The following is a 14382-nucleotide window of genomic DNA, read 5'->3' as shown; positions in this document are numbered from 1 at the left end:
CCCACATACGTATGGGCAAAAGCGCCATTGCCTCCAATAGGGCTATAATCGCCATTATAATAACCCAGGCTATAGGCCAAGGCATCTTTTGCAATGGTGGCATTTTGGGGCTGTGCGGCATCGCCTCCCATTTCGATAGTTGGATCTAATTTTGTTCCGTTTACGCCTTTTAGCCAGCCTTGTAAGGTATAGGCATAATCTAAGCCCTGAACCTTTTCGGTATTACGACCAAGTTCCATCCTGGCCAGCGGACCATGCAGGTAGTACTGGTAGCTGGCATCCATGCGGCGGCTAGGATCGGTTAAGGTGCTACCGAAGCCATAATTTACCACATTGGCCTGGGTACTGCTCCATGCCGAGGTTAAACGGTTATCGGCATCGTATTTATATTGGTAATAAAAGGCATCGTTCTGGCCGTGCTGGTAGGCTAGAAAATTAACTTTGCCACTAATTAAATCGTATTCGTAATTTAAAGTTTTTAGTCCAAGCCCGTTAATCTGTTGATATAGTGTTTTTACATTGCCGCTTACGTCGTAATCATAATAAGTTGCATTAATGGCAAATGTCCCCGTTGTTTCGCGGTATACACTGGCCGATACCCGTTTACGCTGATTATTCTGGCTTAGGTTGGTTAATACCCCGTTATCACTTATTAATCCATCATAATAGGTTTTGGTAATCTGTGTATTACTGCCCAGGTTTAAAAAATTACGGTAAAAAGTATTGTCTACATAAGCAGGTTCGGCTAAGCCGCTGCTTGCCGTATTTTTCTGCCCCACTTCTCTTATCCTGCCCAATGCATCGTAATCGGTATAACTAAAATTGTTACCAGCGGCCTGTTTTGCATTTTGAGAAATGACCAGGCGGCTTAAATAATCGTACCAGAACTTACTGGTACCCGCATCAGGCGTGTATTGTTTTACCACCTGATTGGTTGCATTATAGGCATAAGTAGTGGTTAACTTATGTAGCGGATAGGTTCCGTTAAACTGGGTTTCTAAAGTACTGTTTTCGGCAATGGTAGTGGGGCCGCCTGCCGCTGGTATATTAAAGCGGTACCAGGCAAGGGCAGTACCATCGGCCACGGCAAAACAAGGGCTTTCGGCATTGGCTGTAATTTCGCCTGCTGCCATTAAACGTCCCGAATAAATCCTAAAGTGTTTTAAATTGGTAAAGTTACGCGGCATGTTTATCGGGTTACTGGAAATGGTCCAGCCGCAACCAGCAGATGGAGCACCTGCAACAGGTGCATAGGCTTTTCCGTTTACCCAGATCTGTAAAGCCCCCTGCGCGAGGTCTGTGCCTTGTACCACCACATGTGTCCAAGGTGATAGTGGTAAAATATCGCTTACATTGGCTGTAACATGGTTACTTAATACTATGCTAACATTATCCGCCGCAGTTTGGTTTAAGGTGAAAACATCTACATTAACCAGGTTGCCGTTTACACAGGCCTGCAGCATGTATTTCATATCGGGTGTAGCGGCAACAAACTGTTTGCCCCCATCCGCATCGGTATGCAGCCACATTTCTACGGCCGTATTGCCATGCCCCTGTAAAGTATTGCTAAGGGTTTGTAAAGCGGTATTCTGATCAGCTTCGCTCACCGGACCATTGTAATTACAATCTTCGGGCTGTGCTTTCCTGCCCCGTTGTACCAGTTCTACTTCGTTATCGGTTAAAAGCGTTACCCCTTCTGGTGGCACCGTACGGATCAGGTTACCTGCCAGATCGTAATAATACAGTGTATAATGGTAAGTTTGCTGCAATGCCTTTAATGTTACATTGGCTTTTGCAGCCGCGCAGGTATTGATATAGGCATTAACAAATTTTCTTTTTTCTTCGTTAATATAAGTTGTGTATTGCTCATGCCCAATTCCATAAGCCTGATCGATCAATGCTTTTACACAGGCCATAGGATCGATAGGTGCAGCAACATAAGGCGGCTCGTTACATAACAAATCGCGGCTACTGCTGGCATAAACCTCGTAATCGTGATAAGATAAAAAGAAACCAAATTTCTGATTTAAATAATTACTAAAGATGGTTTCGTAATTTGCAGATGAAGGACTTAAAGCATTGCTGAACGCAGTATTTAAACCTGATACTGCTGAGTTATAGGTATTTCTATCTATACAGCCAGTTGCTGCTCCATCTAAGAAAACCGGAAGTTTAATATCGTAATCCAATAAATGTTTACAATTGGTGCAACCTTTTATCAAAGTATTCAGCTCCGCTTCGGTTAAGGTCATGGCCGTTCCGTATTGCGCTACAAGGGTATTGTAAAAACCAGAAGTACCATAACCCGGGAGGTTGCCTAATTTATTACAAATGGCATCTGTTGTTGCAGAAATGGAGATTTGGGTAGGTTGCTGTTTAACCTCATATGGATACGGCGAATCGATTAACCATGGGTTAAGCAGGTCGGTAAAAGTGGTAAAACCTAAGGGCTCTAAAGTGTATTTAATTACATCGCCAAAGTTGGTAGCAGCATGCCCATTTATCATAATGCTCTGTTCAGCAGGTAAACTGCTTGCACCAAAAGGATGTGCTAAATCGCCTCCATTTATACATAAGGCAATTAAGTTGTTTTTTAATTCTTCTATTTTTGCAGTATAATTACCTGCTTCGAGGCCTTTTCTTAGGCGTTGTATCCAACCTTCGGCATTACCTGTACATGAAGTATTGATCTGGCTGGTTAAAGCCGCATTCTGCACTGCTATATACTCTGCTTCGGTTAAACCTGTTTTGGGCGCTGTAATATCGGGATCGAACCTACTTGTTTTTTCCGCGTAAATGGCAGGACAATTAGCTGGGTTCGGTGCAGGTGTACAAAAGGTAGCACCGGTAATTGTATTTTGGTTTAAATATACTTTTTGGAAGGGCTCACAATTTATTTCTTGTATATAATAAGTCGCATCGTAAAAATATGTCGCAGCGTTCTGTCCGTTAGGAATATTTATAGTAACAGACTCATTTGCACTTGAGAAAAAGTGATCAACACGGAAGTTTACATTTACCTGTACATCCATATGGAAGGTAACCGGATTACCATTTTGATCGACCAGTTCAACAGTTGTTTTCCTTGGATTGTGAAAATAATATCCATAACAATCTATATACTTTGAAATAATACCATCGTAGTTGACGTTATCGCTTATTCTTGCACAAACGGTAACCGTGTTTGAAACACGCATGGCGCTTTCAGTTTGCAAAGCACTGCTTTTCATTGCCATCGACGGTGTAGAAACCGGCGCTGGTTGATATTTAGCTACCCAAACATTTCTGTATACCCTGTAACTTCCCTTCTCATTCTGTACGGCGAAATAAGGTTTAAATTCATATTCGCCAAACTGCTTTAGTGTATCTGATACAGCACTAATATTATTGCTTTTTCTGGCGGCACTTTTATTGGTTTCATTAGGTGCTACTTTACTAACACTATAGATGTTATTGCTGTCGAAATCGGCTAAAACCTGCTGTTCGGCCGAATTGTTTGCCATTAACTGCTGGGTAACTTCACAGGGCGTTTGCTCAAGGTTATTGGTGGTATTTGCTTCAACTGCTTTAAAAAGTGCAGTGGGCTGCTGATCACATGGATTACCGCCGCCACCACCACCGCCGCCGCTACCTCCAATATAAGTATTGCAGATACTTACCCAAACATTGTTAAATACATAGCTATTGCCACCGTAATATACAGTATAGCAATTGTAAAAATTCAAATCGCTGTTATACAAACCTCCGTTACAACCTACTTGAGGTGAATTGGATTCATCATAACCTTCATAAAAACTATAGTCGTAACGATACGGCGAAGAAATAGCATAATACTGGTTTCCGCCATAACTACCATCAGCTACCAAACTGTATTCAACGCCGCAACCAACAGGTATGCTTTCAACACAAGTTGTTTCCCATACATTGGTGTATCTCATTGGTTCACCACCCGGCATTCTTACCTCTATGCAAGCATAAAACTGTCTGCTGCTTAAATTGTTACAACTAATTGTAGGTGGAGAGCCGATATAACCTGAGGTGTAGGTATAAGTAATTTGCTGGTTATTGATGTAATCATAAACTCTATAACTATTAAGAGAGAGCTGTTGAGTAGAGCCCAGGAGCATCCTTGTAGAGCAGTCGTCACCGTTATTAGTATAATTATAATCGGAAGCTACCGGTTTCCCAATTGGACAAGTAACAGAAGGATCGCAGGTCTCGATATTTCTAAGTATCTCTATATATTTTGCTTTAAGTTCAAGATAGTAATCACGATAAAACTGCCATTCTCGGTTTTCTACTCTACACGCATCGTTAGGATTACAGGTATTCCAGTTCTGTGCCGTTGTATTAACCCCAAGATTGGTTGTACCGGTTGTATCTGAGCAGTAAAGTACAAAATCAATAAAAGCATAGATATTTTTAACGGCAACATCCGCTCGGCCTGTTTTTACCACACTAAAATTGGTGAGATCGAACTCCATACTACTTTTGTACGAGCTATGGGCAGGATCCGTAAAAAAAGGATCGGAATTGAGCAACCAGTTTATCGCATTACCGCGGTGATAACCAATTGCCGCAGCGGTTTCTATCTCCTTTAAACTATCATCCCATCTTTTCTCACCAGAGTGATTGATACAAAACTGCAATTTGCAATATTCAGGATGAAAACGTAAAAACTGTGCTGCCCATTCGGGTTTCCAGTACCTCACCAGATCGGATAAGCTAAATGACGCATCATAAGGAGAGCTGATGCTACCATCTTCCCTGGTCACCGCATTATCCGTGTATAAAGTTTCAGTATTGCCCAAATTACCATCAAATGCACCGTGTTTAAAATAAAGCTGCAACACATTGGTAGCCGTTTCCAAAAGATTACCTGATTGATCAACCATGGCATATTGCCCCCCTGGCGAAACATCCAATAACATAGGATTCTGGTACTCATCACAAGGAGAAGTGTTTCCGCAACCAGCTTCAAGCGCAGCAACCTTGGTCAGAAGATCATCATAAGTGCCAGAAATAAAATCCTGATAAGGAGCCGAGGTTTCGCCCAGTTGATTGAGCTTATCGATAAACATTGTAGTAAAGTCTGTTTTACTGCCCAGTTTTGCCCTTGCTGTTTTACAGTCAGAAAAGCAATCCTGAAAACGGCTCTCGGTCAGATATTTCAATACAAAATCAGACTGTTTCTTAATGTGCAGTCCTTCTTGTCCTTTTCTAACATATTCATCAGTAAAATAATTGATAACCCGTTCGCTGAGGTTAAAATTAAAAGTGATATAATATTCGCCTATTTGGTTAAAAGCTGTTTCTATGGTACTAGCGTAAATGCCAGCATCATCACAGTTTGAAGTTTCTGAGCCTATTTTAACGGGAGAAGCTGTACTATACACAATCACGTTGCAATTATCGCGTATAGTAATACCCAGTTCATAATAACAATTGCTGCAAGGCTTAAAAGCAGTACCAGGATATTCTGAAATCAATTTTTCAATATCATACTTTAAGGTAACCGGACCTGTTACTGATGCGGTGTAGGTTGTTGTTGCATTTAAGCTTAAACGACTGGCATCAAAACTAAACTGTTCAGGTTTTAATATCTTCATGCTGATCTCCCGGGCATCAGGTTTATTATCTAAACCCGAAACATTGCCAGGTGTATTGCCCGTTAATGCTGTTGCGATGGTTTTACCACTTGCATTAAGGTAGCTGATACCGATCTGCCCATTAGGGTCGACCACCATGTTTTTAAGATAATGCTCGGCAAAACCTACATCATTACCAAACAATCTATCCAGTTCCCACTGCTCTGGTTTCGAATAAAAATACTGGGTAGTATGTTTTTCGGAAGTTCCTGGCTGAAAGGTATAACCAACACCGCCCTGCAATTTTATACGTCCGGTATTATCAGGTGTATATTGTGTTACTGATAAAGGGTAACCACCGGCATCTGGAATATACTGATTAAAGGATGTTAGGTTTTTAAACTGGTTTTGCGGAGAGTAATATTGTGATGCTCCTGATGCTACATTTAAGGCCCCGGGTAAAGGTTCGCAGGTGGCAGCATTTAAGTCGGCATAGCTATATGGAACATTATTTGCATTTCTGTTAAAAGATGGAAAATAATGTAAGGCTTGGTTGGTTGTACTTTCTCTAACAGGAGCAGGTAAAATACTGGCAGCAGCGCGTCCAAACTGATCGTAAACATTTTCCTGTACTACCGCTACATCATCACTATTATTAAGGGTTACGGTTTGGCGTCCTCTTAGCGATCCATCAAAATAACTTACTACTTCTTTCTTTTTACCTTCTTCGGCATAAGTGGCAGAATATTGCCAGTTTAAATTTTCCTGATGCCAGCTTGGCTCCCATACTGCATAAGTATTGTTATCTTCCTGTTTATAAAACCAGTCTCCAGTATTTCTAAGTCCATCTGCCGTGTATTGCACCTGTCGCATCCTTACCAGGATATATTTGGCATTATACAATAACGAAATGGCATAGTTTTGTTCGTGCGTAGTTATTCTAGTGGCATTGTTTCTAAATATTGCAGCAATATCATCATTTGAATATGTCCCACTATTAATTTTTAGGGCATCTGCAATGACTTCCCATTCCGATCCACTGTCAATACCCACCCATTCTATATCGTATTCTTCTGCACCTGGTATTAAAGACCAGCTCAGCTTTAATTGATTATCCTGAACACTTCCATTACTTAACCGTTGTACTCCATGTGTTTTCGACACATCTCCTTGCTGACCATTAATACCCAAAAAAAGATAGGGTTTAAAAGCATATTTACGATCGATATTGATCATGCTGCTTAACTGCAATATTGGCGGCAATTGAGCACCAAATTCAGGGCTATTTATCGAAATAACATAAACTTTTACATAATAACCATTCTGAAAGCTATAAGTATCAATGCCCTTATAAACCGCTCCGGTTTTTTTATCGTAATTTACCTTAAGTTCTACGTCTTCGATTTTGGTTGCTTCTATTTGTTCTGGTGAACTAAAATATTCGACCCTGATTTTTAAGCTGCAGCTAAAAGACTGGCTAATGGCCTCTTCATCTAAAACCTGTAAGTTAATGGAATTTTTAACCGAAATATTTGTAATATCAGCCCAGTTAAACGATGTGTTTTTAAATTTTTCATCTTTTACCAATAACGAGTCGCCTACCTTAATGCTGCCCTTTAAGAAGTTTTGATAGGGTTCTACCGCTGCAAATGCATATTGTTGCAGCAATACCAATAAAGAAACCACAAAAATAAAACGGAGCGTTTTTAACATAACTGTAAATTATTTCTTAATAAAATCTTGTTTTAATTAGGCGCAATTACCTAATTATCCTCGTTTACTTCAGTTTGAAACAATACGCTGCAGTGCATATTAACATCCCAAAAACTGCTTTTTTTTGAACAGGTCAGCCTATTGGCCCACCTCTATCACCTCGTAACCACTATAAGCATTAACAGCCTTAAATCCTTTGCCTGTTTTTGTTACCATTCTTTCAATAGAAAGCATAGCATCCTCATTGATATTACTGTTTTTTGAATATTTCATTGAAATGGTTTTATCCATTTTAGGATTTAATGGATCATCCAGATTGCTTAGTCTAATCAGAACTTCAGTTGGTTTGAATGTTTCACTGTTAAAAGTAATACTGTATTCTTTACAGGTAACATGATGAGGATTAATCAATGCTATTTTCCGCAGTCCTTCAGGTGCTGGCATTTCGACAACATTATATCTTTCTTCCCGTAAATGTTCTACCAGTTTTTCCAATTGCGGAAACATCAACTGAGGGGCAATACGCTTATGAGATGAAATCATAATCTTTTTCTGTAGCCCATCTGTTTGCACGCAATAAGATCTGGTATTCAGCATTTCTACCAAATTCAGCTTATAATAAAAGTTACTGTCTCTCTTTACAAAACAATAAGCCGCATTGTTAACATTTACTGAGCTATCATTACCGTCATGAACACTTAATGTTCCTGAAATAAAAAGTCGATCAGCGTTAAAATCAATTGCTCTACCAGCCTGGGTAAATAGTTTTAGTTTTACGGTATCAATACTTATAGTTTCAACTGTATCTTTCACGTTTACCGTTTTTACAGTTGTTTTATTCGCAATCATTTTAGCACTGGAGTAGGCCACAACCAATAGGGCTAATATGCCAACTGATAAAAAGAATATTTTTTTATGTAGTGTTTTCATATTATAGGTTCTTTTTTCTGTACGATGAACGGTTTTCCTTAATGGTAGCAATACCTCTTTCCGTTTCCTTCTTCACACGCACTAATGATCCTTCATCATCATATTCGTAAAAGGTTGCAAAAGCATTTTCATCAAGTTCGGCCATCAGTTTAAAATTACGGCTGTCGTAGGCATACGATTTTAAATGAGCATCTTTGGGATGGATCCTGATGTCATCAATATAAATTCCATCATAATTAGCTTTTAACAGGAAGTCCATTTTATGATATCCGCTAACTTGTGTCCTTATCCTGCCTTCCAATAATTTCCATCCTTCTACAACGGCTTTATAGTTTAATTCAACCGGATAGCTATAACCATAATTAGGAACCTGGTAATAGGCACTTATGTTAACACTCTTATTTGTTGGCTGGTTATCTTTTACCCAAACGTTAAAGATATATTCGTTTCCCTGTACCGGTTCAAAACCACGTGGCAGTAAACCATAATTATTTAGCAGGTTAAACTCGCCATTATTGTTACGGGTTAGGTATGGCATTGTTTTTTGCTCTTTATTGTGTTTTACAGTAGAAAGTACAATTCCATCTGTTGACAATGCCAAACTGTAATTCCCTGAGTGTGATACCGAGTTAGAAATCGACCAGTATAATGGTTGATTATAGGGCTTCGAAACAAATTCCTTAACCACATTGGTATCAGGTACAACAGTATGGCGACCGCGATCCTCAAAGCTATTGACATAGATTTCTCTGTTCCTGGCATTGGATGCAACAGCCGATGGCAATTCTCCCTTAAAATCGAAACTTGCTGCGCTATATCGGTTTAAGGCATCTTTATTTTCTAGTTCCTGCCCGTATTTATCATATTGAGTTATAATATTGGAGGTGATCCATTTGGTGGTTGAAGGGTTTCCGATTATGTTATTCCAAAGCCCACCAAAATTCCAATACGAACTAAAAGTCTTAATATAACCAGCATTGGCTGTATTCATTCCTTTCTTACCCAAAGTGAAAATATTGTCGTAAGCCCTGTTCTCCTGATATACTTTTTGTGTATTTGGCCGCCAGTTACCTTTTATTCCCTGTACAAAAGGATTGTAAAACGTTTCATAAGTAAAATGCCATGTTTTAAGACCATTAATGGTCCTAAAACTTTGTATATCATAATTATATGCGAGAGAAGATGTTGAAAATATGGTTGCAGGTACATTAACGCTTGAGGCAGATAGAACATTTTGTATGTCATCCCGGTAAATTTCCACACCAATACTTCCTGGATTATTCGGCCAGTTGTTGTATGCATTAGAAATATTATATCCTTCAACTTCAATTTTATGTGTTCCCGCAGCGAGATAAACAGGAACAATAGTCCAATATTCAAAAGTTTCAGGGGAATTTACAGTGGGTTGTAATACATTATTATCAATTGTAATTTTAATTCTATCATCACCTGCAAACCCAATGAAATAATATTTACTAACCGGAGCATCAAATGTCGAGGTAAAGCCTAAGGGTTCAGCTACGCTTGCAGGAATACTTGTATCCGGCCATATTCCAATATTTATTAATCTGGAGTTTAAATAATCATTGCTGAAATTATAATAATCTGGATTTCCACATGGAGCATTAAAAAAGTTACCTTCAGCATCGCATGGATTATAAAAGCGGGATCCCGAACGACCATGCTCAGAGTTATATCCAGCAATTCTGAAGTTGAAAGTAGAAGAGGTATTCTCAATACGGTCTGTTACCTGCCCTAAGGCATCAACTGGCCATTCATCATCATAAGTGGTAAGCGATGCAGATAATACCTTCATCTGGCTTAAATCGCCATTAATATTTAGTTTATTATTTTTTATCGGATTATTTACCGATACAATGCTCTCGGTTCCGGCCGATAGAAGGTTTCTATAGCCAGAGTGTACTACCTTGAATTTTTTGGCATCGTCGGTTCCGGTTATAGACTTTAATACTTTTCCTCTTTGATCAATCAATAATTTGGTTGGTTCTAATAATGGAAGATCCAAATACTCAGGATGACTGGGAGAACTATTGACAATTAAAGATCGATTATCAACTACCCAGTAATGCACTCCAGATGCAATATTAACTAACTCATCTCCTTGGGTAAGTAAGCTCCAGTAAGCGTCATTAATTTCGTATAGGCTGTTTAAGGAAACATTTTTAAGCACCATCCCTTGATTTTGATAGGCTCCTCCCATTTTACGGTAAGCCCAATAAGCAGGTAAATTAAGCGAGTAATAATCTTTATTAAATTCATTCTGCGTTTTAGTTAGTAGCGCTTCTCCCGTTACTCCATCATAGGCTACATTTTCTACCGAAATAGAAGAACCATTTTCTTTTTTAACCACATTTTTAATTAACCCATTGGTTTGAATAACTTTTACCGCACATGCTGATCTGAATAGTTTATATTCGTTATTACTATTAATTGGAAAATGGGGAATGGGTATCGGCGTTAGAAAAATGGGTATAACATCAACGCCCAGGTTTATAGTCTGGCCCGAATTGTTTGTTTCCTGTTCTCTAAAATCAGTGTAGAATTCTATGTCTCTCCCAATTATACCAGAGGTAACATTGCCGTTCTGTTTAACAATACTTACTTTATTATCTAATTTTTTTTCTACAGCATTTTGGTCTTCAACCTGATAATTGTATTCAGTTGAAGATATATCTACTCCAGAATTATTAAATATCCGGTTGGCCTTAGGCTTTCCATGCATATCGTTCAGTTCTATACAATAGCCTTGAGATAATACCAATTCTTCTATACTGCTGGTTTGAATAAGAGAATAACTACTTTGTGGTTTGGGGTTATATTTTTTTAAAGGCAAAATATTAACCCTTACCGGAAAGTCTCTAGCGGTATAAAACTCATTAACAACGTACCCGGTTTTAGGGATCTGATCAGGAGGAAGAGCACCACTTGCATCAAGATCTTTTACAGTTATTTTGCTATAACCAACACTTGGTGCTGGGTATAAAGACTCTCCAAAAGGCGCTTCCAATTCGAAATAATTATTAATCGTACCTTTTATTTTCTGAACATAAGGCACCGGCTCCTTTAGGGCATTTTCATCATTACCAATAGACGGCTCATAAGTAGCTACACCACTGCTTATTTTTTTTCCATTGCCCGATTTAGTTGTGTATTCATAACGCTGTCCATAAATCCCCTTGGGTGCATTTGTGCCAGTTAGTACATCCCATTCATCTTTTATAGTAACCTGCTTAACCCTAGCGCCACCACCTAATTTTGCTGATGACGTTAAGCTTATACGTGCAAAAGATTTCCCTGCTTCAACTGTACTACAATAGCCTTTTCGAAGTGCCTTTTGATAAAAATTTTCGCGAAGTTCTTTTAAGTTTCCAGCGGCGTTCATCACTGCACTAACCGCTGCAGCTACTCCTGTGTTACGATTATCTCCTACCCTGTTTTGGTAACCTGGATATGCAAATTTCGGATATTCGTTTTTCATTTTTTGCCAGGCGGCAAAACGGATAGGATTGGTTGCTGGTCCGCCCTCAGCTATTTGTTCTAGATTAAGCTTTGCTACTCCCGAATTAACCGTAACTGAAGTTACTCTACAATAAGCCGACACAAAATCGACTCCATTATTACTGGAAGGTGCATTTGCTGTACTAACATTAATTTGCGATTTGGTATAGATATAGTCAGATCCATTTAAATAGGTGTTCTTAAACCATTGGGTTTGATCTTGTCCCAACGGAGGAACCGAATCTATATTAAGTTGTATGGCATTCGCATTACTTAAACCTGTACCGTCGGGAAAACCATAAGGAACCATAACTGCTGCATGCTTGTTTTGCACATAAGCATAATCATCTGCTTCGTATTTCACTTCTATATTCCCACCGGAAGGTAATTCGATATTACTAATATGCCATAAACCCGCAACCTCATCGGCATATGCTTTATCCTGGGTTGCGTAAGGGTATTCCTCATTTGTTAAATTTCCGGGATTAGTTTGATTTTTATAGTTGCCCCAACGGTCTGTCATCATCGTTCCATAAGGGATATCGACGCCATTAATTTTTGAGTTATATGTAAACACATAAGGATGATATTGGCCCTTATGGGTATTTCCATACTCAAACCAAACCTTTTTTAAGGTTAATTTACCGCCTCCGCTTGCTATCGAATTTGGTGTATTCGGGCATAGATCATATCCATATTCAAATTTTACAACCTTAATGGGTTTGCTTAAATTCTCTTTGGAATATAAACGGATCTCTTTTAGGCATTTTTGCCTTGTCCCCAGGTCTAAAGCACCTTTCCAATCTGTTACGCCTAAACCATCGAGTCTGTCTTCTGTGATAAAAAAAGCAATCTTAGTTTTTGATTCTATTGAATGTACATAGTAAATTTCCTTTTCACCATAAACGATAGATCCCTTATCATCATCAGGATCGGCAAGTAAGGCCCTGTTTAAGCTGCCTTCCGGCACATGCGAATCTCCATTTTTCTTATTGCCGAAAGGAGTGCGCCACTTATATGAATCAATTTTGCTGTAGTTAAACTTAATCCCAGTCCCGTTGTCGTCTAAACTTATTCCATCTCCCGTTTTATCTACATAGTCGGGCGATAAAATTCCACTGATCAGATAGCTGTAAACATATGCAGGTTGCGAATCCTTATGATAATAATTATCAAGTCCCTGATTATCATGATTAATTTCATTGCCATTCATAGGCACATCTACTTTACCCGTACCGTTATTTCCAGCATTGTTTACCGCAAATGAAATTTCTTGTTGTTCTTTATTATAAACCGGAGTACCATATACCATCCGCTGGCCAGAGGTATTGGTTACTGTTATTTCAGAGATATGATGCGGTTTATGAATACCAACGGTCCTGCCAATATTTGTACGTATAGTCTCCGAATACCGCGGATCAAAATTTTGTCCATCAATAAAACTATAGGTTTCTATCTCTTTGTTAAGACCGGCCATTGAGGCTTCTAATCCCGTCAGATAAGAAATTGAAGTACTCAGAATTTCACGTTTGTCTTTTTCTATTTTTCCAGCTACAGGCAATACATTACTGCTAAAATTGTTTACCGTGCTAAAACTTGATGATGCTGTTTTATTTGAAGTTGAAATCGAAAGTGGAGTTGACGCATATATCTTCGATACCATCGAACTATCTTCAATATTTTTGTCTTCGGCATTTCGAAAGAAAACGTGTTGCCTGGCAGGATCAGTAGTGGGTTCATCCTGAAAATCACCATTTTTTAAATAATTGTTGTCATTCGTCCATTTCCTGGTCACATTCGAGGTTGATTGATTGAAAGCAGTTACACCACCATGTGCATATGTGCCAAATCCAATATCACCACCCGTACTGTTTACTTCAGAATGATCTGCAACCTCATTATCAAAGTAAACACCAGTGCCCCCCCTATAGAGCCTAAATTGGCCAGAACCTACCTGGCTGTTGTACGCAAATACATCTGGCGTAGCAATTGGCAAAGCCAGGTTTGGCAATTCGGGAATTACCGGATTATCTTTTTCTCTAATATAATCATGCAAAGCTTTTCTTTGATTTTTTCCGCGCTCGGCATACAAATACCCGTATTCAGGATTTCTGAAATTGCCGCCATTAGAGATATACCTTTCACTCTTATAACCTGTTCCACCTGCACTAGCGTAAACGCCAAAAACAGTTCCACCAACATCTATACTAAAAGAACCATACCTAGAAGTATAGGGTACCTGGAGTTTTGGCATTATCGGCTCTGTATTATAGGAAATAGATGAGGAAGTATTATAAGTTATAAAACTCTTACCGAAACTTAACGTTTTCAACCCAGAACGGCTATTATAGCCTAAAGAGGAAGTAAAGCCTGCATTTACAACAGCTTTTTCTTCTTTAATAGCGTGAATAGATAAAGATGCATTAGGTGTTACATCTACGCCCGAAGCTGTGTTTGATAAAATACCAATCCCGAGTCCGGCTGTAAGCTGACCGTCATTAATCAGTGAAAAAGACATTCCAGCATTTGCACCAATTTCGGCTCCTATGCCTGTATAATTATCACTAAAAATGCCAAAAGTTAATGAGCCGTTCAACCCAAAAATGCCAAAAGTTAATGAGCCGTTCAACCC

General features: G+C 39.0%; 3 protein-coding genes. All 3 read right to left on the bottom strand.

Annotated features, from left to right (window positions below):
* Positions 1-7301, bottom strand: a 7301-nt coding sequence (locus AC1DND_RS03275; RefSeq protein WP_477579084.1) for a DUF6443 domain-containing protein, incomplete at its 3' end; no start/stop codon positions are given.
* Positions 7302-7439: 138 nt separating this feature from the next.
* On the bottom strand, positions 7440-8231 hold the full coding sequence (locus tag AC1DND_RS03270; RefSeq protein WP_477579082.1) for a hypothetical protein: 792 nt from the start codon (positions 8229-8231) through the stop codon (positions 7440-7442).
* Position 8232: 1 nt separating this feature from the next.
* Positions 8233-14346 (bottom strand): hypothetical protein, encoded by a 6114-nt coding sequence (locus AC1DND_RS03265; RefSeq protein WP_477579080.1) that lies wholly within the window; start codon positions 14344-14346, stop codon positions 8233-8235.
* Positions 14347-14382: the final 36 nt, after the last annotated feature.

The organism is Pedobacter sp. 01N416, assembly GCF_056399685.1.
This window is presented reverse-complemented; position numbering and strand designations above follow the sequence as displayed.